The sequence below is a fragment of the Pseudomonas sp. Marseille-Q0931 genome (assembly GCF_940789645.1).
Classification (GTDB): Bacteria; Pseudomonadota; Gammaproteobacteria; order Pseudomonadales; family Pseudomonadaceae; genus Aquipseudomonas.
Map to the genome: position 1 here is coordinate 785,039 of NZ_CALNWT010000001.1, position 21,051 is coordinate 806,089.

Genomic DNA, 21,051 nt, shown 5'->3' on the forward strand with positions numbered 1-21,051 from the left:
GAGGAACGGGGTTGGATGTCCGCAGATGAAAATATTTTCCGCCGCGTGATCGGTCGTTTGAAAGGTTGCCGGCTGTGTAGCCGGCACCCGTTCAGTTGGTGCTGGCCAGCACGGCGCGGCCGATATACAGCACCGGGCCGCTCGGACGGTTGTACGGCGAGCCGCCGGCCGGTTCTAGGGTCAGCTCGAACAGCTGGCCGGCCTGCACGGTACCGATCTGCTCGGCTGGCAGGCGCAGCGGCTGGCCGGCTTCGACCAGGCCCAGCGAGCGCGGACCGTCGGCCGGATCGATCAGCGTCCAGAACTGCAGGGCGCGGCCCTCAGGCACCTGGTCGGCGACCAGCGGGTCGAGCGTCAGCGTGCCATCGCGAGAGACCTGTATGACCCAGCCAGGCTTGGCCGCTTCGCCAGGTTGCTGCAGCACCACGGTGTAGCGCTCGCCGGTGATATCCGGGGCGCGCAACAGCGGCATCAGCACAGCGACGAGCAGCGCCATGGCCAGCGCGGCAGCGGTCAGGCGCCAGGTCAGCAGGCTGTTCCACCAGGTGGCCAATGGGCTGGCCCGTGGAGTTTCGTGCAGACCCAGACTCTGCCGGATGCGCGGCCAGAGCGCCTGGGAGGGTGCGTGCGCTGGCAGTCGGTCGCTCAGTTCGAGAAAGTGCCGCTCCCACTCCAGGGCGATGCGGGCGGCATCTTCATCCTCTTCGAGCAATTGGCGCACCTCGGTGGCTTCAGGCTCCTCGAGCAAGCCGAGCAGGTATTCGCCGATCAGGGCGCGACGTTCTTCGCGGTCGTGCGGAATCATGCTTGCAGACACTCCTGCAGCGCGCGCAGGCCGGCGCGGATACGGCCCTTGATAGTGCCCAGCGGTGTACTCAGGCGGCTGGCGATCTGCTCGTGGGTCAGACCACGGTAGAACGCCAGCAGGATCGGGTGGCGGCGCGGCCTTTCCAGACGTTGCAGGCAACGTCGCAGCAAGCGCTGTTCGGATCGCTCCAGCGCCTGCGCCTCGGCCTGCGGGCTGTCGTCCAGCACGCGCTCGATGAACTCATCGTCGACCTCGGCATGCCGGCCGCCACTGCGCAGGGCGTTGAGCACGCGATAGCGCAGGATGCTGTGCACCCAGGCACGGCCGCTGCCCAGATCGCGTCGATAACGCACGGCGTGTTGCCAGATGCGTACGAAGGCATCGTGCAGGCAATCCTCGGCGATGTCGCGGCGGCCCAGCATGCTGATGGCCAGGCCGAGCAGTTGCCCGGCCTCTTGCCGATAGAGCGCCTGGAAGGCACGCTCGTCTCCGCGTGCGCAGGCTTCCAGGGTGCTTTCGTAATCGAACTCGCGATCTGCCATGGGTCATCCGTTGGCCTGAGAAATCCGCATGCAGCTTATACCCGCCAGCGGGCGTGCCGGATCACGCCGGCGTAACAAAAAATCCGCTGCAGAATACAATCGCCGTTCACAGCCCATACGCTTCGCCGAGCGAAACCCAGCGCTCCAGCGGGCCCTTGCGCGAGGCGTAGCGGATCAGTAGCCAGTCTCCCTGCTGGTCCAGCACCTCGCAGACGTCACCCTCGATCAGGTAGGCCTTGGTCCGACTCGTTGCGTCCGGGCGCTGGTGCAGGTACAGGCGCGCGTTGGGCACGGTCCAGGTCCGTGGCTGGTCATCATCGTCAAGGGCGCGGCTGGCGATGATCCTGCCCTGAGGGTCGAGCGTCTTCTCGAACAGCGGGAAGAATACCGGGGCGTTCGGGTCATAGGCGTGGTTGACCTGCAGGGTCTTGTACAGCCAGGGGACGCCGGCGTCATCGAAGCGATAGGCGTCGTGATACCAGCGCGGCCCGCTGCGGCAGTGGCTGTACAGCGCGCGTTCGTCGAGGTTGGGCTGCAGCTCCGACAGTTGCGAGCAATTGGCGCGCTCGCTCAGTTCGGGCGGCAGCTGCAGCAGTTCGAAGCGGCGCTCGGCGGGGCGATATAGGTAGAGATGGTAGACGGAGTTGACCATCCCCACCGGTACGCGAATGGCCAGGTCGAGATGACCGTCGAAATCATAGTCCTCGACGTAGAAGCTCGGCGCTTCCACTTCGTTGCCTTCGGGGATGTCTAGTTCGAGACGAGTGCCGTCTGGCTGCTGCAGGACATAGCGCTCGCCTTGCTGCTGTACCTGGGCATGTTGTCCTGGTTCAGGTTCGAAATGGGGAAGGTCGGCCAGGGCCAGCGTGGGCAACAGTAGCAGGCCGAAGAGGGGGAGATAGAGAGGCAAGAGGGCAGTCCTTTGCGAGTGACAGGCGCTTTGTGCGCCTGTCTTCATTGGCGTCAGCGCGGCAGTTCGATGCGCGTGGTTTCGCCAGGTACCTGCGGCCAGTCCCCGGCGGCCCAGCGCTGGCGGGCCTGGTCGATCAGTTCCGGCGTGCTGGCGACGAAGTTCCAGTTCATCCGCCGAGGGCCGATTGGCTCGCCGCCGACCAGTGCCAGATGGCATTCGCCGCAGGCGCTGAGCAGCGGGGTCGCGCCAGCCGGGATCACCGCCATGGTGTGCGCCGGCAGCGTTTCGCCGTCCAGCTCGGCTTCGCCTGTGATCAGATACAGCGCGCGTTCGCTGTACTCGTCCGGGATCAGCAGGTTGGCACCGGCAGCCAGGCGCAACTCGGCGTAGAGCGTTGGCGAGCGAACCGGTACCGGCGATTCCAGGCAAAAGCCGGCGCCAGCGATCAGGGTGATCTGCACGCCCATGGCCTCGCTACGTGGCAGCGAATCGGCCGGGTGGTGGCTGTAAGCCGGCTCGCATTGCTCATCGGCTTCCGGCAGCGCCAGCCACACCTGCAGGCCGTGCATCCGCTTGTTCTGGCCGATCTGCTCGGGCGGCGTGCGCTCGACGTGAGCAACGGCGCGCCCGGCCGTCATCCAGCTGACCTCGCCGGGGCCGACCAGCTGATCGGAGCCGAGGCTGTCCTTGTGCTGCAACTGGCCTTCGAACAGGTAGGTGAGGGTGGACAGGCCGATATGCGGATGCTGAGCGATGTTCATGCCGCTGCTGGCGGGATAGTCCTGCTCGAGCATGTGGTCGAAGAAAACGAAGGGGCCGATGCTGCGAAAACGTGCCGAGGGCAGGGGGCGCAGAATCGGCTGGCCGGAGATGTCTTCGGCGCGCGGGCGGATAAGCTGCAGTTCGCTCATGCCTGCGCTCCGGCCAGGCGGGTTTCCACCTGGATATCGGTGGTGGTCATCAGCTTGTGTATCGGGCACTTGTCGGCGACGCGCAGCAGTTGCTGGCGCTGCGCATCGTCCAGCGGCCCCTTGAGCGACAGTTCGATGATCAGGTGATAGTTGCCTTCGCGCTCTTCGCTGTCGTCCCGCTCGACGCTGACGTCGATGCCTTCCAGCGGCAGGCCGCGCTGGCGCGCATAGAGCAGCAGGGTCATGGCCTTGCAGGTGCCGAGCGAGGCGTCGAACAGATCGTGTGGGTCGGGGCCGGCCCCGTCACCGCCAAGCTCGGTCGAAACGTCGCCGAGCAACTGGTGAGAACCGATTTCGATCTGCTGCTGCAGACCCTTGCTGTTGTGAATGCGGATCATGACGCTTCCTTGGTAGGCGTGACGGCAATGGCCGCCAGACTAGCGTAGGCAGGCCCGATCACACCAGTGCCGAGAGCCTTACATCGGCGCCCAATACCCGCAGCAGGCGTCCCTGACCATTGATGATGGGCATCGACACGGTAAAGCAGAAATCGTCGGTCGCCGAAGAGCGATAGACTTGGGTGATATGCGCCTGCATTTGCTCGGCAGCGGCGCGGAACCAGGGACGCTGGCTCCAGTCGCGGCCGCGGCAACTGGTGTTTTCGTCGTGTGCTACGTCGGCGGCGAAAATGTTTTCGGAGATCTGCACGCCGCGGCTGTCGACCAGGTAGAACAGCTCGAAACGGCTGTCGCGCGCGAGCGTTTCGCCAAGCAGGCGTTCGGCGGCCGTCATGTCGCCGGCCAGTTCGGAGCGTGTCGCCAGCTGCTCGACGCTGGCGCGCACGGCTGCGTGAATTTCCAGGCGGAAGTCGCCAAGCCCGGCGAGCAGGCGGTCGCCGTCCTCGCGTACGGCCTTGCTGTGATGCAGCACCTGGCCGGCTTTGCCAAGCAGCTCGCCTGCGACCTGGGCTATGTTTTGCACGTCGCCGTTGATCGAGCGCACGGCCTGGCCGATCTGCTCGGTGCCCGCGGCGATCTGCCCGACCTGAGCGTCGAGACGGTCCATGGCCTGGCGCGTGCTGTCCAGGCCCTGGCTGACCGCGAGAATGCCGCTGCGGCCGTCGGCCACGGCCTGATTCATATGCTGGCCGGCATCACCGAGCTGGTGCATGCCTTCACGAAAGCGTTCGATGATGCCGCTGACCTGGCCAGTGGCATCGGTGGTGTGGCCGGCCAGGCGGCGAACTTCCTCGGCGACCACGGCGAAGCCACGGCCATGTTCGCCGGCGCGAGCGGCCTCGATGGCGGCGTTCAGGGCCAGCAGATTGGTCTGCTGAGAGATGCTGGCGATCACGCCGATGACCTTGCTCACTTCGTCCAGCTGCCCGGCCAGTTGCCCGATGACCTGAGCCAGTTGCGCCTCGCTGGCATCGATCACTTCGACCTGGCGCAGCACCGCCTCGCCACTTTGCTGACATTGGTGCAGGGTTGCCGACACTTGCGCGGAAAGCCGCGCGACTTCTCCGGTACCCGGCACCAGCTCGACATCCAGGGTAGTGGTGACTTGCTCGCTGGCGCTGGCGATGAGTTCCGAGGACTGCGCCAGGGTCTGCCCGCTCTGCTGGTTGGCGGCGGCGATACGCGCCAGTTGCGGCGCATGTGCAGCAATGCCGACAGCAGCGCCAAGGCTGGTGCGAATGCGTTCCTGAAGGCTGGCACTGAAATCGTTCAGGCGCACCATCCACTGATGGTGCTCGGGCAGGCGGGTGGTGAGGTCGTGCCGGTGAAAGAGCGCGTTCAATGCGGTTTCGCCTTCGCTCTGGCGGGCCCGCCTGCGCAGTAACTGCAACATGATGATTCCCCTGTCTGGTCTGACGAGGGCATTGCAAGCCAGGTGCCACTATCTGCCAGCGTTTTCCGTGGCCCGTTCCGCGCCTTGAGCTGGCTATCGATGTGCGGCGTTGGTGCGCGCTTAGCCCGCACGCTTCATCGAAGTGCGCCGGCGCGCCGTTGGCCCGCCGAACTTGCCCAGCGAGTCGGCGGTCTATGCTGCTCGAACCGTCAGGAGGACTTGCCTTGCTCAAATCTCGAACGATGCCATGGATACTTGCGCTCGGTGCGGTGATCGCCTGCAGCGCCCAGGCCAGGGAGTACCGCTACAGCGACGCCCATCTACACTATGTCGACTTCTTCCAGGAAAGCGCCGGCATGGATGAGTTGCTGGAGAAGATGGCGGAGAACAACGTCGATCATGTGATGTTCTCCGGCATTCCGGTGGCCAAGAAGTGGGACGAAGACGAGCCCAAGCGCCCACGCTATTACGCGGGGGACGATGCCAATGCCTACTGGTACAGCGCGACCGATGTCTTCATCGCCGCTGCCTACAAGCGCCTGCCGGCCGAGCAGCGCAAGCGCTTCCATCCGTTTCTTTCCGGCTTCAACCCCAATGACAAGAACGCCGATGCCCATATCCGCCGCATGCTCGAGCTGGACCCCGGGTTGTGGCAGGGCATCGGTGAAGTCTTCACCCGGCATGACGATCTCACCGCGCTGATCCACGGCAGTGCGCCGCGCGCCAACAACGAGGCGCTGGCGCGGGTGTTTCACCTGGCAGCCGAATACGACCTGCCGGTGATGCTGCATTCGAACATCACCTCCAAGCGCGAGCGTGAGCCGATCTACCTGGAGGAAATCGAGGCGCCGCTGCGTAATCATCCGCATGTGCGTTTCATCTGGGCGCATGCCGGCACAAGTGCCGAGATTCATCGCCATCAGGAGAAGCTCGACTTCCTGATGGATACCGTCGAGCGGATGCTGGGCCAGTACCCGAACCTGTACATCGACCTGTCCTGGACCATGCTGCGGCCCTATCTGCTGGATGAGAACGGCAAACCCGACGAGAAATGGGTGCATCTGGTCAGCAGCTATCCGGAGCGCTTCATGCTCGGCTCCGACGTGGTTGGGCGCTTCGGCAACCTGGGCGAGTACATGAAAGGCTTCGATGCCTTCCTCGATGCGCTGCCCGAGGACGTCGCGCACAAGGTCGCGCGTGACAACTTCCTTTCCATTCTGCCGCGGCGCGTGCAGGCCGAGCTGGATCGTTAGCGGCGCAGTCTTCAGACTTTAAGCGGGGGCGGTGCGCCGCAGGACGTGATGGCCTTCGAAGTCACCGAACGCCGCAGTGGTGCCCGGCGACCACAGGCTCGCCGGGCAGCGTTTAACGGTTGATCAGAGCAGGATGGTCGCCCAGGTCAGGGCGATCATCAGCAGCGCGACCATCTGCGCCGCGCTGCCCATGTCCTTGGCCTGCTTGGACAGCGGGTGCAGGTTCAGCGAGATGCGGTCGACCACTGCCTCGATGGCGGAGTTGAGCAGCTCCACCACCAGTGCCAGCAGCGGCACGAGCACCAGCAACGCGCGCTCCGCGCGGCTGACATCGACCAGGCAGGCCAGCGGCAGCAGTAGCAGATTCAGCCAGACCAGTTGGCGGAACGCCGCTTCACCCTGATACGCCGCGCACAGCCCGGCCAGCGAGTAGCCGGTGGCGTCGAGGATGCGTGCCAGGCCGCGGCGCCCCTTGAAGGACAGGGCGTCCAGATCGGAGCTGTCGTTCATGGATGCAGCCCACCCCAGGGATCGTTCATGGCCTGCTGGTAGGCCTGGCGCAGGTAACTCAGGTCCGCGTCGGGCATGGTTCCGCGATGTCGGTCCAACTGGCCCAGGTCGCGCCGCGAGGCGCTGGCGACACGCCAGCGTCGCCGGCTTTTCTCCAGATCCAGCAGGGCGACCTCCACATCGCCATCGCTACGGGCTTTGACGAACAGGTGCTTGGCATAGCAGCAGCCGTGTTGCCAGCCGCCCAGGTGCAGGCGTGCCAGGGTCGCGGCCAGGCGTTGCAACATAGCCTGGTTGAGCTGCGGCGTTCGGGGCTCGCTGTACCACTGCTCCAGGCTGACGAAGCCTGGCAATGCTTCGGTGACCAGCAACGCCTGCCAGCGACCGGCCTGTTTGCGGGCCGCGCAGTAAACGATGTTTGGTGTACGAATGCCGAGGCGGGCGAAGGCGCGATAGGCCTGCAGCTCACGCAGAATGGTAGGCCTGCCTAACGGGTGACGCAGCGAGCGACAGGTGTGTCCGCTCTGGCGTTTGCAGTAAAGCAGCGGCCTGCTGCTATCCCAGTGTTGCAACAGACGCACGCCGCTTTCGCCGCCGCGCCGCTGGTTGGCTGCCTCGACCCATTCGCCAGGGCTGTGCCACCAGCGATCGAACTCGGTAGAGGGCAGGGCGGCCAGCGCTTGTTCGCTGAGGACTCCCATGTCAGGCCACCTTGCGCAGCACGTAGGTGCGCCACATGGCGTAGCCGGGCAGGAAGTCCAGGTGGCCGAGTATGGCGAAGCCGGCCTGGCGGAACTCATCCTCCAGTGTCTTGCGAGGAGCGACGAAGCGGTTCTGATTCGGCTCTGCACCGCCCTGAGCGGCGCGCCGGGCCTCCAGGCGCCGACGTTTCCAGGCCTTGTAGTTGCCGTCGACCCACAGCGAGACGATCACCGTGTCGCGGCTGACTCGATGGAACTCGCGAAGGATGGCCAGACGGTGCTCGGCCGACTCGATGTGATGAAGCAGGCGAATGCAGAAGATGCAGTCCACTGCATTGGCACTCAGGTCGATAGCGAAGGCCGAGGTGCGCAGGCTGTTGACTCTCGCCACCACCTCGGGCGCCTGCGCGGCACGCGCGGTGGCAAGCATGTCGGCAGAGTTGTCGGCGGCGAGGATCACCCGGTTCGGCTGTTCGCAAAGCATCGCCCAGAAGCGGCCGGCGCCGCAGGGCAGGTCGAGTACCAGGTTAGGCTGAGCGGCCAGCTGCAATGCACGACGCGCCACCTGTACATCACGCCAATGCGACAGGCGCCGGGACAAGCCGTCCTGATGTTTGTGCAGGTATTGCTGGGCGTGGTCGAAATCGTACTTGCGGGAAAAATCCAGTTCGATGGGGCTGGGCTTGGGCATGACGAACGTCCCTTGATGGAGATGTTCGCCACCTTAGGGAGTCGTGCATCAAGGTCCCGTCAAAGGGATGTGAAAATTTCGTCAAGCGCCATTGTTGAGTGTCACGCGAAAGCGCGTATGGCCCGGCTCACTCTCCAGGCTGACCTGCCACCCCTGTTTGGCGCAGATGCGCTTGACCAGCGACAGGCCCAGGCCGAGGCCCTCTCCGCGGGCCTGGTCGCCGCGCACGAAGGGCTGGAAGATGCGCTCGCGCTGCTCGGCGGCAATACCGGTGCCGCTGTCTTCGATGCGAAAGGCGCCGGACTCGAGAATCAGGCGCACCTCGCCGCGCTCGGTGTAGTGCAGGGCATTGCGTAGCAGATTGGCCATCACCGTGGCGAGAAAGGTCGCATTGTAGCGCCCGTCATCCTGGCCTTCCTCGATCAGCTGGAAATCCAGCCCCTTCTCCTTCATCAGTGCGCCCCAGCGGCTGGCTTGTTCATTGGCGATGGCGGCCAGGCTGCGGTCGCCAACGAATGCCGCTTCGTTGCTCTTGTCCCGCGCCAGCTGCAGGAAGGTCTGTACCAGCTCACGCATCTCTTCGCTGGCGCGGGCAATGCGTGCTACCTGTTCCTTCTCGCGCGGGCTCAATGGCGCCTCGGCGAGCAGCTCGCAGGAGGTGGCGATGACCATCAGCGGCGTGCGCAGCTCATGGCTGACATCGCTGGTGAACAGGCGCTCGCGTTCCAATGACTGGCGCACCTGGCCCAGGGTGCTGTCGAAGGCGGCGGCCAACTGGCCGACTTCATCATTGGGGTAATCCGGTGCCAGCGGTGGCGCCAGCGGATGCAGCTGATCACGGTGACGCACCTGCTGCGCCAGGCGGCTGATAGGCGCCATCACCTTGCGCGCCATGATCAGGCCCAGACCCCAGGCGGCGATGACGGTCAGCAGGAAACCCGCCAGCACTACATTGAACAGCGCATTTTCGCGGGCTTCGAACTCCTGCTGCTCCTGCACCAGCAGGTAGGTCTCGCCATTGATCTGCTGCACGTAAACGTAATACGCCTCGTCGCCACTGACGACCTCGTTGAAACCTTCCTGCAGACCCTCGTATTCGGGCGGGATTGCATAGTCGGGGTAATTGGACGAGAAAAAGCGGGTGCTGGAATCCAGGCGCGGGGGGCGTCCCTGGCGAATGTCCTCGTTCAGCGTTTCGCCCAGCTCGCGGCTCATCTCCTGGGAAACCAGGTGTTCCTCGATGAAATGCACCACGCCGACGATGCTCAACGAGAACAGCCCGCTGACCACCGCAGTCATCAGGATGAAGGCGATCAGGATGCGCCGCTCGAACGGCTGCCTAGACAGCATCGGAGCTCTCCGCCAGGCGATAACCGATACCGTGAATGGTGTGCAGCAGCGGCGTGGGGAAGGGTTTGTCGAGCACCTGGCGTAACTGGTGGACATGGCTGCGCAGGCTGTCGCTGTCCGGGCAGTCGTCGCCCCACAGCGCTTCTTCCAGCGCCTCACGGCGCACCACCGCCGGGCTGCGCTGCATGAGAATGGCCAGCAGCTTGAGGCCCAGCGGGTTGAGTTTGAGCGCTTGGCCGGCGCGGCTGACGTGCAGGGTGTCGAGGTCGTAGTTGAGGTCGGCGACCTGCAGCTGGCGTGTGCGGCTGCCGCGGCTGCGGCGCAGGATCGCCTCGATACGTGCAACCAGCTCGGACAGCGCGAAGGGCTTGATCAGATAGTCATCGGCGCCGGCATTGAGTCCTTTCAGGCGATCATCCAGAGCATCTCGCGCAGTGAGCATCAGGATCGGTACTTCGCTGCGACCATCCTCGCGCAGGCGCTTGCATACCTGATAGCCGTCGATGCCCGGCAGCATGATGTCCAGCACGATCAAATCGTAATGACCGCTGCTGGCCAAGTGCAGGCCGCTCAGGCCGTCCTGTGCGCAATCGACGGAAAAGCCCTTGAGCTGCAGGTAGTCGAGCACGTTGGCGAGAATATCTCGGTTGTCTTCGATGACCAGAATGCGCATCGCGAGTAATTCCTGGGTTTGACGATTTTTTCACACGGCTTTGACGAGAGGCTCACGGTGCGCCTCGCAGACTGCGGCTCGTTCATTCTGCAAGGATCATACGATGCCACGGCTTCATTGCGCGCAACTTCGTTATCTGTCGATAATTCTGCTGGCCTGGCTGGCAGTGTTTTTTCTCACCCGCAGCGCATTGCTGCTCGGGCACCTGGGCGATGCGGGCGTGACGCTGCCGGGGCTGCTTGGCCTGTATGGCGTCGGCCTGGTCTATGACCTCAGCTTCCTGGTGTACGCCGCGCTGCCGCTGCCGCTGACCCTGTACCTGATGCTCTGTCCGGCCTGGTTATGGCGCCGTCGCTGGCATCAGCGCCTGCTGGTCGCCCTGGTGGCCGTCAGCCTGTTCGCGATGTTCTTCACTGCCGTAGCCGAATGGCTGTTCTGGGACGAGTTCGGTGTGCGCTTCAACTTCATCGCCGTGGACTACCTCGTCTATTCAAAGGAAGTGGTGGACAACATCCTTGAGTCCTATCCGATCTATCCCTTGCTGGCCCTGCTGGCGATCCTGGCCATAGGCCTGACGCTGGCGCTGCGACGACCGCTGCGGGCCGCACTGGAGGCACCGCGCCTGCCTGCGCTGCAGGCTTTCTGTACGCTGGTCATGCTGGCGTTGCTGGCAGGCCTGTGCAGTGGCCTGGTCGGGCAGGACGCGCCGCGTGGCCTGGGTGGCAACACCTACCAGCGCGAGCTGGCCAGCAACGGGCCGTACCAGTTCTTCGCCGCATTCCGTAACAACGAGCTGGATTACCAGCAGTTCTACGCCACCTTGCCAGAACAGACGGTGGCCGCTCAGTTGCGTACCGAGGTGGCCGAGCCCAATGCCCGTTTCATCGGCAGCGATCCGCAGGACATCCGCCGGCTGATCGACAACCCCGGCTCGCCGCGTAAGCTCAATGTGGTGCTGGTGACCATCGAGAGCCTGAGTGCCAAGTATCTGGGCAGTTTCGGCGACACCCGCGGGCTGACCCCGAACCTCGATGAGCTGCGCAAGCACGCCCTGGTTTTTACCAACCTCTACGCCACCGGCACGCGCACCGACCGCGGTCTGGAGGCGCTGACCCTGTCGGTACCGCCGACACCGGGGCGCTCCATCGTCAAGCGCATCGGCCATGAGTCCGGTTACGCCAGCCTGGGCCAGCAACTGAGCGCTCAGGGCTACGACAGCGTCTTCGTCTACGGCGGCCGCGGCTATTTCGACAATATGAACGCCTTCTTCGGCGGCAACGGTTATCGCGTCGTCGACCAGAGCAGCGTCGACGAGGCCGAGATGAGCTTCCAGAACGCCTGGGGCATGGCCGACGAGGACCTCTATCGCCAGGCGATCAAGGTGGCCGATGCCGATCACGCCGCCGGCAAGCCGTTCCTCCTGCAACTGATGACCACCTCCAACCACCGTCCCTACACCTACCCGGACGGGCGCATCGACATTGCCTCCGGCGAGGGGCGCGAAGGGGCAGTGAAGTACACCGATTACGCCATCGGCCAGTTCCTCGCCGAGGCGCGCAGCAAGCCCTGGTTCGATCAGACGCTATTCGTCTTCGTCGCCGACCATACCGCCGGTAGCGCCGGGCGTGAGGATCTGCCGGTGGCCAACTACCACATCCCGCTGTTCATCTACGCCCCGAAATACGTCAAACCGGCCGAATACGCCGACGTCGCCAGCCAGATCGACGTGGCGCCGACGCTGCTCGGCCTGCTCAATCTGGATTACGTCTCCACCTTCTTCGGCCGCAACCTGTTACGCGCTGATCATCCCGCAGGCCGCGCGCTGCTGGGCAACTACCAGCATCTTGGACTGTTCGACGGCAAGGACCTGGCGATCCTCAGCCCGCGCCGGGGCATGCGCCGCCATGACGACGCCCTGGGGCTGAGTCATGAGTCGCGCAGCGATGGCGACGATCCGCTGCTGCGTCGTGACATCGCCTATTACCAGGGTGCCAGTCATGCCTTCGGTAAACACCTGATGGCCTGGCATCCAGACGCCCAATCCAGCCAGCAACTCAGCGCGCGCTAAGGAGTGGAAATGTCGTCCCGTTATTTCGACTTTCGCGTGGCGCTCAGTATACCGGTACTGCTGATGGCGCTGCTGCTGGCGTTCGATCCCAGCCCGGTGGATTTTGCCCTGGCGCGGCTGTTCTACGAACCCGGACTGGGTTTCATCGGGCGTAGCAGCTTCTGGCTCGAGGACATCCTGCATGACCGCGCCAAGCAGGCGCTGATCCTGCTCGGTGCGCTGGCTATCGCAGGCTTTGTGCTCAGCCTGCTGCCGACGCGGCTGCGCGTCTGGCGTCGTCAGCTCGGTTACCTGGTGCTGGCACTGGGGCTGTCGACTTCCCTGGTCACCCCGCTGAAAACGCTCACCGGCATGCACTGCCCTTGGAGCCTGAGCGAGTTCGGCGGCCAGGAGCAATTCACGCCGCTGCTGGCCGAGCGCGCGCCGACCGCCAATCCCGGCCGCTGCTGGCCAGGCGGCCATGCTTCGGCGGGGTTCTCGCTGCTGGCGCTGTTCTTCGTCCTGCGTGACCGCAGGCCGCGGATGGCACGTATCGCGCTGCTGGTGGCGCTGGGGCTCGGCTCGCTGTTCTCCCTGGGGCGCATGCTGCAAGGCGCACACTTTCTCTCGCACAACCTGTGGACGCTGCTGATCGATTGGATCATCTGCGTGCTGACTTACCGCTGGCTGCTCTATCGCGCACCTGCCGAACAGCCATCGCGCAACTCGCTTGAATGGAGAGAAACCTGCCGATGAACAGATTCCTACCGGGGCTGCGTCTGGCGTTGGCCACGCTGGTATTTTTTGGTGCGCTGCTGGCGCTGCCCTTGAGCATGGCCTGGGCCGCCACCACTGCGCCAGTGCCGGTGCAAACCGTGCGTCCGGCCAGCTGGGCGCAGCCGCTGGACAGCCGCATCAACCTCTATCGCATGGTGCCAAATCTCTATCGCAGCGCCTTGCCGAGGGCCAGGGATTTGCCTGAGCTGCAGACGCTGGGCATCGCCACGGTGATCAACTTCTATCAGCGCGGCGATGAGCACTGGCTGAAGAATCCCAAGGTTGTTCAGGTGCATCTGCCGCTGCGTACCGACCGCATCGACGATGTCGACGTCATCGAAGTGCTGCGCAGCATTCGTCAGGCGCAGAGCCGTGGTCCGGTGTTGATTCACTGCAAGCACGGGCAGAACAGAACCGGGCTGGTCGCCGCCCTTTACCGGGTGATCTACCAGCACTGGAGCAAGGAGCAGGCACTGGCGGAAATGCGCGGCGGCGGCTTTGGTGGTGAGTCGCGCATGGATGATGCCGAGCGTTACCTGCGCCACGCCGATATCCCGGCGTTGCGCTCGGCACTGGCCAGCGGCGCGTGCAGCACCAGCCGGTGGGCAATGTGCGCATTCAGCGAGCGCTTGCTGGGCATGATCGAGAGGGCGTGAACCGATGAAACTTCCGTGTCTTGTGCTTGGCGGCCTGTTTCTCCTGGCCATTAGCGGCTGCCAGAGCCTGCGTGAGCAGATGCAGGCGGCCAATTATCCGTCAGCTTTCGTCGATGGTTTCGAAGCCGGCTGCAGCAGCGGTCGCTCGGCGGCTGGCCCGCTCGGTAAGTTCGCCAAGGATGTGCCGCGGTACCGGTACGAACTTTTGTACGCACAGGGCTGGGACGATGGATTTCAGCAGTGCGAAAACGCGCAACGTATCGATGACTGGGAGCAGCGCCGAGAGGACCACTGGCGCGACCAGGAATGGCGTCGGCATGTCGATCAAACGATGGCGAGGGCCTTGCGTCGGTAAATTCTCTTTTTTTCGTGATCAAGTGCACGGAAATGTCGCCGATAAAAAAGAGGGGCAAGCACCGTCCTATCTGATTCTCCGCCAGGTATGGCTGAGGATGACTCAATTTTTGCGTGCAATGGGAGTTTCACAACATGTCGCTGCGGAATCTATCAATCGCCCCTCGCTCCGGGCTCGGTTTTGGTCTGGTCGCCTTGTTCATGGTGCTGATGGGCGCGTGGGTACTACTGACGCTGGACAACATCAAGAAGCAATCGCAGGAAGTCGAGAAGAACTGGGTGCCTAGCATCATGGCGCTGAACGATCTGTCTCAGACGATCCTGCGCGTGCGTGCCCTGACCCTGCGCATACTGGTCGAACGCGATACGCAAAAGGCCGAGCAGGGGATTGCGCGCGCCAATGGGATGCTCGATCACGCCAGCAGCGTGCGTGAGCGTTACGAAGCGTTGATCAGCTCTCAGGAAGAGCGGCAGGTCTTTCAGCGATTCCTGGATGCAGAAAAGAACTACCTGGCAGAGCGCGCCGAGATTCTGCGCTTGGCTCAGGGCGGTAACTTCGATGCTGCCACGGCCAGGTTCGCTACCGACGTGTTGAGTCGGCATGCCGACGCTCTGGCTGCTGCATTGACCGAACTCGCTACGCTCAACGACACCGGGGTCAGCAGCGCGGTAGCCAACATCGCTGCGGCCAATGACAATGCGCGTTACGGGGTCATCCTGGCGGTCGTACTGGCCGCTATCGCGACCGTGATCCTCGCAATGCTGCTGACACGCAGTATCGTCGCGCCGCTGAAACAGGCGGTCGAAGCTGCAGAAATCGTCGCTTCGGGTGATCTGACCCAGAATTTCCAGATCGAGGGCAAGGACGAGCCAGCACGTCTGCTCGCTGCCCTGAAAACCATGCAGCAAAGCCTGCGCACCACCATCCAGAACATTGCCGATTCGTCCAACCAGCTGGCCTCGGCGTCGGAGGAGCTGCACGCGGTGACCGAGGATTCGACCCGCGGGCTGCATCAGCAGAACACCGAGATCGAGCAGGCGGCTACGGCGGTCAACGAGATGACCGCGGCAGTCGAAGAGGTGGCGCGTAATGCGGTAAGCACCTCCGAGGCGTCGCGTGAATCGAACGTCACTGCGCAGCAAGGACGCGAGCAGGTGCGCCAGACCGTCGACTCGATTGGCCAGCTGGCCGCCGATGTCACCACCACGTCGGGAGAGGTGGAACAGCTGGCGCAGCGCGTGCACGAAATCAGCAAGGTGCTCGACGTGATTCGTTCGATTGCCGAGCAAACCAACTTGCTGGCGCTCAACGCGGCCATCGAGGCGGCCCGTGCTGGCGATGCCGGGCGCGGCTTCGCCGTGGTCGCGGACGAAGTACGCGCGCTGGCGCATCGCACCCAGCAGTCGACCCAGGAGATCGAGCAGATGATCGGCGGCATCCAGAGCGGTACGGATCGCGCCGTCAACGCCATGCAGAGCAGCAATGGCCGCGCCCGTTCGACGCTGGAAGTGGCCCAGGCCGCAGGCGTCGCGCTGGAGCAGATCACCCAGGCGATTTCCTCGATCAACGAGCGCAACCTGGTTATCGCCAGCGCATCCGAGGAGCAGGCACAGGTGGCGCGCGAGGTGGACCGCAACCTGGTGAATATCCGCGACTTGTCGATGCAGACTTCCGCTGGTGCCAATCAAACCAGCGCAGCGAGCCAGGAGCTATCGCGCCTGGCAGTCGACCTCAATAACCTGGTGGCGCGCTTCAAAGTCTGAGGCGCGGGACAAACGAAAACGGCGCCCGAAGGCGCCGTTTCTTTACCGCAGCAGCAATTACTTGCCGGCCCAGCGCTTGAGCACGAGGGTGGCGTTGGTGCCACCAAAGCCGAAGCTGTTGCTCATTACGGTGTCGAGCTTGGCGTTCTCGACGGTCTTGCGCTGGATCGGCAGGTCGGCGACTTCCGGGTCGAGCTCGTCGATGTTGGCCGAGCCGGCGATGAAGTTGCCTTCCATCATCAGCATGCAGTAGATCGCTTCCTGCACGCCTGCAGCGCCGAGGCTGTGGCCGGACAGGCTCTTGGTCGAGCTGATGGCCGGGGCCTTGTCGCCGAACACTTCACGTACGCCACGAATTTCGGCGACATCGCCGACCGGAGTGGAGGTGCCATGGGTGTTCAGGTAGTCGATTGGCGTGTCGACGGTGGCCAGGGCCTGCTGCATGCAGCGGATGGCACCTTCGCCGCTCGGGGCGACCATGTCGTAGCCGTCGCTGGTAGCGCCGTAGCCGACGATTTCCGCGTAGATCTTGGCACCACGGGCCAGGGCGTGTTCCAGCTCCTCGACCACGACCATGCCGCCGCCGCCGGCGATGACGAAACCGTCACGCTTGGCGTCGTAAGCGCGCGAGGCTTTTTCCGGGGTTTCGTTGTACTGGGTGGAGAGGGCGCCCATGGCGTCGAACAGGCAGCTCTGGCTCCAGTGTTCCTCTTCACCGCCACCGGCGAAGACTACGTCCTGCTTGCCCAGCTGGATCTGCTCCATGGCCTGGCCGATGCAGTGTGCGCTGGTGGCGCAGGCCGAGGAGATGGAAAAGTTGACGCCCTTGATCTTGAACGGCGTGGCCAGGCACGCCGATACGGTGCTGCCCATGGTGCGGGTCACGCGGTACGGACCGACGCGCTTGACGCCTTTCTCGCGCAGGGTGTCGATGGCTTCCATCTGGTTGACGGTGGAAGCGCCACCGGAACCGGCGATCAGGCCGGTGCGCGGGTTGGAGATCTGCTCTTCGCTGAGTCCGGAATCCTGGATCGCCTGCTCCATCGCCAGGTAGGCGTAGGCTGCGGCGTCGCCCATGAAGCGGAACAGCTTGCGGTCGATCAGCTCTTCCAGGTTCAGGTTGACCGAACCGGAAACATGGCTGCGCAGGCCCATTTCAGCGTAGGACGGGTTGAAACGGATGCCGGATTTGCCCGCGCGGAGGCTGTCGGCAACGGCTTCTTTGTCATTGCCCAGGCAGGAAACGATGCCCAGACCGGTAATCACGACACGACGCATGTGCAAGTCCTTCAGAAACTGTCGGTAGAGGTGAACAGGCCAACGCGCAGGCCTTCGGCACTGTAGATCTCGCGGCCGTCGACGCTGACGCTGCCATCGGCGATGCCGAGGATCAACGAGCGGTTGATGGTGCGTTTGATATGAATGTTGTAGGTGACTTTCTTGGCGGTCGGCAGTACCTGGCCGAAGAATTTCACTTCACCCGAGCCCAGGGCGCGGCCCTTGCCGGGATTGCCTTGCCAGCCCAGATAGAAGCCGACCAGCTGCCACATGGCGTCGAGGCCGAGGCAGCCTGGCATGACCGGGTCACCTTCGAAGTGGCAGCCGAAGAACCACAGGTCCGGGTTGATGTCGAGCTCAGCGACAATTTCGCCCTTGCCGTGCTTGCCGCCGGTCTCGCTGATGTGAACGATGCGATCGATCATCAGCATGTTCGGGGCGGGCAGTTGCGCGTTCCCGGGGCCGAACAGTTCGCCGCGGCCGCAGGCGAGCAGGTCTTCCCGAGAGTAGGCGTTTTGTTTTGTCATGCGAGCTCCTCAATTATCCCCATGCTTCTAAGGCTGGGCGAATCGTCCTGGCCGGCGCGCCTGAAAAATAGGGGCGACTGCCGGCAGCCTAGTCATAGACTGTTGCGTTGTGGTGAAAGTCACAGCGCTGTGAGTACAGTTGTACTCCGCTGGCTGTGCGTTGTCACAGGCCCAGCAGTTTCCCCTTGTAACTCCAGCTTGTCACGGGCCCATCGCGCTTAGGATCGAGCAGGTAGCCAACGCAGCAGAATGCGTTGCAGATCTGCTCGTTTGAACGGTTTGGCCAGGTAATCGTTCATTCCCGCCTCCAGGCAGGCTTCGCGGTCGCCCTGCAGGGCGTTGGCGGTCAGGGCGATGATCGGCACCTGCTGCCCCTGTTCGAGCTGGCGGATCTGCCGCGTCGCTTCGTAGCCGTCCATCAGCGGCAGCCGGCAGTCCATGAGGATTGCTGCGTAGTCGTGCTGGCTGCAGCTTTGCACGGCTTGCTGGCCGTCGCCGACCAGGCTGACCTGATAGCCCAGGCTGCGCAGCATGGCCTCGATCACCGTCTGGTTGACCGGATTGTCCTCGACCAATAGTACTGCCTGACCCTCACCGCTGCCGAGCGTCAGGATGTCACTGCGCTGAGCCTGCTCGTTGCAGGTGCGAAATGGCAGCGGAACCTCGAGGGTGAAGACCGAACCCTCGCCCAATTGGCTTTCTGCACGCAGGGTACCGCCCATGCGCTCGGCCAGGGTGCGGGCGATCGGCAGGCCGAGACCGGTGCCGCCGTAACGTCTGGAAATGGACGTATCTGCCTGCTGGAAGGCATCGAACATATGTTCCAGGCGTTCGCCGTCGATACCGATGCCGCTGTCGCGTACGGCACAGGTGAACCACAGCACCTGGTCGTCCAGTGGCTGCCAGTGTGTTTCCACGCGGATGTGACCTTCTTCGGTGAACTTCAGCGCGTTACCGATCAGGTTGACCAGAATCTGCCGTATACGTGTGGGGTCGCCGCTTACCTCCAATCCCTCCAGGCCCGGTTGAGCGTCCAGCAGCAGTTGCAGGCCGCGCTGCTGGGCGCTGTGCTGGAAGACCTGAATGGAGCCCTGCAACAGGTCCAGCAGGTTGAAGGAAATGGCTTCGAGTTCCAGTGCCCCGCGTTCGATGCGCGAGAAATCGAGAATGTCGTTGATCACCTTGAGCAGGTGCTCGGTGGACTCTGTCGCCAGCGCCGCGTACTCGCTCTGCTCGTCGTTCAGGCTGGTGGTTTCCAGCAACTGCAGCATGCCCAGCACGCCGTTCATCGGGGTGCGCAGCTCGTGGCTCATCATGGCCAGGAAGTCCGACTTGGCGCGGTTGGCCTGCTCCGACTCCTCGCGGGCCTGGATCAGCTGGGCGATCGCCTGTTGTTGTTCCAGGCCGCTTTTTTCGAGTGCGCAGGCTAGGTTGTTGATGTGCCTGGCCAGATCGGTCAGTTCGTCGTTGCCACGCTCGATCAGGGAGGGGCGGTAATCGCCGCTCTGAATGCGTTCCAGAGCCTGACCCATGGCGCTGAGCGGTTGCGCGAGGCGTCTGGCCAGGCGGCGGGCGAGGAGGAAGGTGAGCAGCAGGGCGAACAGCGAGAGAACCCCGGCCTTGAGCAGGATTTCCTGCTGGCGGGTATTGAAGGTGTCATTGGACATGCCCACGATGACCCGACCCAGGTAGCCATCGCCGATCGCCTTGCCCAACGGTGGCAAGGCCAGCCCGCGGCCTGGCGGCCCTTGCAGGTGAATCGGCGCCTGAAACACCTCCACCTCCGGCGTGCTGTGGCCTGGTTCCTTGGGGCGCTCGACGTAGACCAGAATATTGTCGTCGCGGTCGCGAACCTCGGCAAAGCGCACGTCGGCCGTGCTCAGGGTAGCGCGCAACAGGCTTTCCAGAGTGTCCAGGTTGTCATTGAGCACGCCGTACTGAGTGGCCGGTGCGAGCTGATTGGCGATCAGTTGACCGGTATGGCCCTGCTCCTGGCGCAGGTCCTGCAGGCGGGTGAAGGTGAGAAAACCGGTCAGCAACAGCGTCAGCAGCAGTGCCGGGCCGACGCTGATCAGCTGGGTGCGGGTATGGATATTCCAGCCACGGCGCTGCCCAGTGGCTATACCATCCCTGGTGGGCTGCGGCTCTGCCGCCTGTTGGCGAGAGGGGCAGGGCGGGGGCAAGGGGCTGCCTGTGGGCACGAATCGTCCTTGGCAATTAACGTCGATCCAGCATGTTAACCGACCCGTCGCACTTTGCCAGTGCCAGGCGCGCGCACTCTGCGCTAATTCTCGTTAGCGCCCGTCAACGTGCGGCCGCCACTGAACTTTTGCCCTGGCCGGGCACTCTCGGCTCCGTATAATGCCCGCAGACCGCCATCACGCATGGCCTCATTCGGAAGAACTATGACTCAGCCCCAACCCATTGCCGTCCTCGGCGGCGGCAGCTTCGGCACCGCCCTGGCCAACCTGCTGGCGGAGAACGGCCAGCGTGTCCTGCAATGGATGCGCGATCCCGAGCAGGCCGAGCAGATGCGCCAGAGTGGCGAAAACCCGCGCTATCTGAAGGGCGTCAAGCTGCACCGTGGTATCGAGCCGACCAGTGATCTTGGCGCTGCGCTACAGCAGGCCGAGCTGGTACTGGTGGCGCTCCCTTCCAGCGCCCTGCGCGATGCCCTGCAGCCGGTGGCGGGGCAACTGGCGGGCAAGATGCTGATCAGCACGACGAAGGGCATCGAAGCTAAAACTTTCAAACTGATGAGCCAGATCCTCGAGGAGATCGCTCCCGACGCGCGCATTGGCGTGCTGTCGGGGCCGAACCTGGCCAAGGAAGTGGCCGATCACGCCCTGACCGCGACGGTGATCGCCAGTGAGGACGAAGAACTGTGTCTGCGCGTGCAGCAAGCGCTGCACGGCAGAACCTTCCGCGTCTACGCCAGTGCCGACCGTTTCGGTGTCGAACTCGGCGGTGCGCTGAAGAACGTCTACGCGATCATGTCCGGCATGGCGGCGGCGCTCGGCATGGGCGAGAACACCAAAAGCATGCTGATCACCCGCGCCCTGGCGGAAATGACCCGATTCGCAGTCAAGCTCGGCGCCAATCCGATGACTTTCCTCGGCCTGGCGGGCGTCGGCGACCTGATCGTCACCTGTTCGTCACCGAAGAGCCGCAACTATCAGGTCGGTTTCGCTCTGGGCGAAGGCCTCAGCCTGGAGGAGGCGGTGCAGCGCCTTGGCGAGGTCGCCGAGGGCGTCAATACGCTGAAGGTGCTCAAGGCGCGCGCCGAAGAGCTGGAAGTCTACATGCCGCTGGTCGCCGGCCTGCATGCCATCCTTTTTGAGGGGCGTACGCTGGCTCAGGTCATCGAGCTGCTGATGCGTGGCGAGCCCAAGACCGACGTCGATTTCATCCCTACTGCGGGTTTCTGAATCAATCAAGGAGAGTG

21 protein-coding genes are annotated in these 21,051 nt (G+C 63.8%); 7 read left to right on the forward strand and 14 right to left on the reverse strand.

Features of this window, described 5'->3' with window-relative positions; translation table 11 throughout:
* Positions 1-91: 91 nt before the first annotated feature.
* The 6 genes from P3C50_RS03850 to P3C50_RS03875 all read right to left on the reverse strand — a co-directional run bounded on the left by P3C50_RS03850 (position 92) and on the right by P3C50_RS03875 (position 5,025).
* Positions 92-805 (reverse strand): anti-sigma factor, encoded by a 714-nt coding sequence (locus P3C50_RS03850; protein WP_275544937.1) that lies wholly within the window; start codon positions 803-805, stop codon positions 92-94.
* Positions 802-1,350 (reverse strand): sigma-70 family RNA polymerase sigma factor, encoded by a 549-nt coding sequence (locus tag P3C50_RS03855; protein ID WP_275544938.1) that lies wholly within the window; start codon positions 1,348-1,350, stop codon positions 802-804. Before P3C50_RS03855 ends, P3C50_RS03850 begins: the two co-directional genes overlap by 4 nt.
* Positions 1,351-1,456: 106 nt before the next feature.
* Positions 1,457-2,260 carry an XAC2610-related protein gene (locus P3C50_RS03860; protein WP_275544939.1) on the reverse strand — a complete coding sequence of 268 codons (804 nt, stop codon included), beginning with the start codon at positions 2,258-2,260 and terminating at the stop codon, positions 1,457-1,459.
* A gap of 53 nt (positions 2,261-2,313) precedes the next feature.
* Positions 2,314-3,174: a pirin family protein gene (locus P3C50_RS03865; protein WP_275544940.1), complete on the reverse strand. Its 861-nt coding sequence runs from the start codon at positions 3,172-3,174 to the stop codon at positions 2,314-2,316.
* On the reverse strand, positions 3,171-3,572 hold the full coding sequence (locus P3C50_RS03870) for an OsmC family protein (RefSeq protein ID WP_275544941.1): 402 nt from the start codon (positions 3,570-3,572) through the stop codon (positions 3,171-3,173). Before P3C50_RS03870 ends, P3C50_RS03865 begins: the two co-directional genes overlap by 4 nt.
* Positions 3,573-3,630: 58 nt before the next feature.
* Positions 3,631-5,025: a methyl-accepting chemotaxis protein gene (locus P3C50_RS03875; RefSeq protein ID WP_275544942.1), complete on the reverse strand. Its 1,395-nt coding sequence runs from the start codon at positions 5,023-5,025 to the stop codon at positions 3,631-3,633.
* Positions 5,026-5,267: 242 nt separating this feature from the next.
* Between P3C50_RS03875 and P3C50_RS03880 the strand changes: the two genes are divergently transcribed.
* Complete coding sequence (locus P3C50_RS03880) at positions 5,268-6,278, forward strand: amidohydrolase family protein (RefSeq protein WP_275545339.1); 1,011 nt, start codon at positions 5,268-5,270, stop codon at positions 6,276-6,278.
* A gap of 123 nt (positions 6,279-6,401) precedes the next feature.
* On the opposite strand, the gene P3C50_RS03885 is transcribed toward P3C50_RS03880, so the two are convergent.
* The 5 genes from P3C50_RS03885 to P3C50_RS03905 form a co-directional block, all read right to left on the reverse strand.
* A complete protein-coding gene (locus tag P3C50_RS03885; protein ID WP_275544943.1) occupies positions 6,402-6,788 on the reverse strand; it encodes a diacylglycerol kinase in 387 nt (128 codons plus the stop codon).
* Positions 6,785-7,489 (reverse strand): lipopolysaccharide kinase InaA family protein, encoded by a 705-nt coding sequence (locus P3C50_RS03890; protein WP_275544944.1) that lies wholly within the window; start codon positions 7,487-7,489, stop codon positions 6,785-6,787. Before P3C50_RS03890 ends, P3C50_RS03885 begins: the two co-directional genes overlap by 4 nt.
* A gap of 1 nt (position 7,490) precedes the next feature.
* Positions 7,491-8,180 (reverse strand): class I SAM-dependent methyltransferase, encoded by a 690-nt coding sequence (locus P3C50_RS03895; RefSeq protein ID WP_275544945.1) that lies wholly within the window; start codon positions 8,178-8,180, stop codon positions 7,491-7,493.
* Between the two features lie 81 nt (positions 8,181-8,261).
* Positions 8,262-9,530, reverse strand: coding sequence for a sensor histidine kinase (locus P3C50_RS03900; RefSeq protein WP_275544946.1), 1,269 nt, complete (start codon positions 9,528-9,530; stop codon positions 8,262-8,264).
* The gene (locus P3C50_RS03905; RefSeq protein WP_197856453.1) at positions 9,520-10,203 is read right to left on the reverse strand and encodes a response regulator transcription factor; all 684 of its coding nucleotides are present in this window, start codon (positions 10,201-10,203) and stop codon (positions 9,520-9,522) included. Before P3C50_RS03905 ends, P3C50_RS03900 begins: the two co-directional genes overlap by 11 nt.
* Positions 10,204-10,306: 103 nt before the next feature.
* Between P3C50_RS03905 and P3C50_RS03910 the strand changes: the two genes are divergently transcribed.
* The 5 genes from P3C50_RS03910 (at position 10,307) to P3C50_RS03930 (ending at position 15,801) form a co-directional block, all read left to right on the forward strand.
* The gene (locus tag P3C50_RS03910) at positions 10,307-12,271 is read left to right on the forward strand and encodes an LTA synthase family protein (protein WP_275544947.1); all 1,965 of its coding nucleotides are present in this window, start codon (positions 10,307-10,309) and stop codon (positions 12,269-12,271) included.
* Positions 12,272-12,280: 9 nt separating this feature from the next.
* The gene (locus P3C50_RS03915; RefSeq protein WP_275544948.1) at positions 12,281-13,006 is read left to right on the forward strand and encodes a phosphatase PAP2 family protein; all 726 of its coding nucleotides are present in this window, start codon (positions 12,281-12,283) and stop codon (positions 13,004-13,006) included.
* Positions 13,003-13,683 (forward strand): dual specificity protein phosphatase family protein, encoded by a 681-nt coding sequence (locus tag P3C50_RS03920; RefSeq protein ID WP_275544949.1) that lies wholly within the window; start codon positions 13,003-13,005, stop codon positions 13,681-13,683. Before P3C50_RS03915 ends, P3C50_RS03920 begins: the two co-directional genes overlap by 4 nt.
* Positions 13,684-13,687: 4 nt before the next feature.
* Positions 13,688-14,038: a hypothetical protein gene (locus P3C50_RS03925; RefSeq protein WP_275544950.1), complete on the forward strand. Its 351-nt coding sequence runs from the start codon at positions 13,688-13,690 to the stop codon at positions 14,036-14,038.
* Positions 14,039-14,172: 134 nt separating this feature from the next.
* Positions 14,173-15,801 (forward strand): methyl-accepting chemotaxis protein, encoded by a 1,629-nt coding sequence (locus tag P3C50_RS03930; protein WP_275544951.1) that lies wholly within the window; start codon positions 14,173-14,175, stop codon positions 15,799-15,801.
* Positions 15,802-15,858: 57 nt separating this feature from the next.
* Here P3C50_RS03930 and fabB read toward each other — a convergent pair whose 3' ends face one another.
* From fabB to P3C50_RS03945, 3 genes are all read right to left on the reverse strand, one after another.
* Positions 15,859-17,079 carry a beta-ketoacyl-ACP synthase I gene (fabB, locus tag P3C50_RS03935; protein WP_275544952.1) on the reverse strand — a complete coding sequence of 407 codons (1,221 nt, stop codon included), beginning with the start codon at positions 17,077-17,079 and terminating at the stop codon, positions 15,859-15,861.
* Between the two features lie 11 nt (positions 17,080-17,090).
* Entirely contained in the window at positions 17,091-17,606 is a 516-nt protein-coding gene (gene fabA, locus P3C50_RS03940; RefSeq protein ID WP_197856459.1) for a 3-hydroxyacyl-[acyl-carrier-protein] dehydratase FabA, read from the reverse strand.
* A 218-nt stretch (positions 17,607-17,824) separates the two neighbouring features.
* Positions 17,825-19,807, reverse strand: coding sequence for an ATP-binding protein (locus tag P3C50_RS03945; protein WP_275544953.1), 1,983 nt, complete (start codon positions 19,805-19,807; stop codon positions 17,825-17,827).
* Between the two features lie 204 nt (positions 19,808-20,011).
* Here P3C50_RS03945 and P3C50_RS03950 point away from each other — a divergent pair, with 204 nt between their 5' ends.
* A complete protein-coding gene (locus P3C50_RS03950; protein ID WP_017360809.1) occupies positions 20,012-21,034 on the forward strand; it encodes an NAD(P)H-dependent glycerol-3-phosphate dehydrogenase in 1,023 nt (340 codons plus the stop codon).
* Positions 21,035-21,051: the final 17 nt, after the last annotated feature.